Source organism: Methylocaldum sp. 14B, from assembly GCF_002005105.1.
Taxonomy (GTDB): Bacteria; Pseudomonadota; Gammaproteobacteria; order Methylococcales; family Methylococcaceae; genus Methylocaldum.
Window position 1 is genome coordinate 1 of sequence record NZ_MSCV01000069.1, and the last position, 2,067, is coordinate 2,067.

The 2,067-nt window shown below is 68.1% G+C and carries 1 protein-coding gene; it reads left to right on the top strand.

From position 1 onward, the window contains the following. Nucleotides 1–2,067, top strand: a 2,067-nt coding sequence (locus B2A78_RS25385; protein ID WP_077732840.1) for a tetratricopeptide repeat protein, incomplete at both ends; no start/stop codon positions are given.

Below are 2,067 nucleotides of genomic sequence, written 5' to 3' on the forward strand. Positions count from 1 at the left end.
TTCGGCCCGTTCCGGCCTGGGTGGTGGTGGCCTGGGTGTTGACCGCGTGCGGCGGGGCGGAGGAGCGCAAGGCCGCGCACCTGGCGCGCGGCCTCCAGTATGTCGAGGCGCAGAATCTGGACAAGGCCAAGGTCGAGTTCAAGAACGTCCTGCAGATCGACCCCAAGGCCGCGAGCCCCTATTTCTACCTGGGCCGGATCGAAGAGGACCAGAAGCACTGGCGCGAGGCGTTCGCCTTCTATCAAAAGGCGGTCGAACTCGACCCGACCCACCGCGACGCCCAGCTCAAACTGGCGAAGTTCTACCTGTTGGCGAAGGACGCCGCGAAAGCCCAGGAACTCCTGGGGCCGGTGGCCGAGGAACGGCCCTCGGACCTCGAAGTGCGGATGCTGAAGGCGGCGATCGCGAACCTCCAGGGGGACAGCGCGTCGATGCGGGCGCAACTGGAGGCGATCGTGGCGGAGCAGCCGGCCCGGCCCGACCCCTATCTGGTGCTGGCCCTCCATTGGGCCCAGCAAGGACAGCCGGCCGAAGCGATCGGGGTGCTCGAAACCGGGCTCAAGATCCAGCCGAACCAGCCGGCGCTGCTGATGGCGCTGGCGAGGCTGCACCAGCAACAGGGCCAGGCGGAGGCGGCGGAAGAGACCCTCAAGGCCCTGATCGCGGCCCAACCCGACCGCCTCGAACACCGGGGGCTGCTGACCGAACTTTACCTCAAGCAGCGTCGCTTCGACGCCGCGGAAGCAACGCTCCGCACCGCCCAGAAGGACTTCCCCGAGGACCCGAGAGCACCGCTGTGGCTCGCCGAGTTTTTCGTGAAGCGCGGCGACGGGGCGCGGGCGGTCAGCGAACTGACCGCGGTCATCGCGGCCCGCCCGACGCTCACCGCCCTGCGTTTCGGCCTTGCCCAGGTGCACCAACAGCTCGGCGAGGCCGATCAGGCGGAAAGCGTCTACCGCGCCCTGATCGCCGACCACGAAAACCAGCCGGACGGCTTCAAGGCCATGACGCAGCTGGCGGAGCTTTTGGCGAAGCGCGGGCGGAGCGACGAGGCGCGGGACCTGGTGAAACAGGTGCTGGCGGAAAACCCCAAAGACCATCCGGCGCTATCGCTTGAAGGCCGGCTGGCGCTGGCGCGGCGGGAGGCCCAGGACGCCATCGCCGCGTTCCGGGCCTTGTTGAAAGATCAGCCGGAGTCGACCGAGGTGCTGACCCGGCTGGCCCAGGCCTATCTCCTGGACGGCAAGCCCGCCCTGGCCCAGGAACAGCTGGACAAGGCGGTGGCCGTGAATCCCGCGGACTACCGGCTGAGGAAACTGCTGGTCGAATTCCTGGTCGGGCAGAAAAACCCCAGCCTGGCCCTCGACAAGCTCAACGAATTCCTCAAGCAACAGCCGAAGCACCTCGACGGGCTCAACCTCAAGGCGGACCTGCTGGTGGCGAGCCAGCAGACGGACGCCCTGGAGCCGCTCCTCAAGGAGATCAAGGACCGCTTCCCCGATAAAGCCGTCGGGCCGTTCCGCCTGGGCCAACTCTACCAAAGCCGGAAACAGCCCGAGGCGGCGCTGGCGGAATACGAAACGGCGCTTTCCCGCGCCCAAAACGACTACGAGCCCTTGAAGGCCATCGTCGGGCTCCACCTCGCCGCGCAGCAGCCGGAGAAGGCGCTGGCGCGGATCCGGAAAGCCCTGAAGGACGATCCGAAGCACCCGACCGCCCACCAGTTACTGGGGCTCTACCATCTGGCGCGGAACCAGGAGACGGAGGCCATCCAAGCCTTTGAGCGGGCGATCGAGATCCATCCCCAATGGCGGCTGCCGTACCACAACCTTGCCGCGGTCCATGAGCAGAAAAAGGACCTGAAGGGCGCGGCGGCGGCCTACCGGCGGGCGCTGGCGGCGGCGCCCGAGGACCGCGCGGCGCGGATGGGACTGGCCAGGGTCCTGGAGCGCAGCAAGGACTGGGCGGGGGCCATGGCGGAATATGAGGCGGTCCTGGCCCGCAACCCGAATGACGCGCTGGCGCGCAACAACCTGGCCGCCCTGCTCAGCCTGGATGCGGCCGACC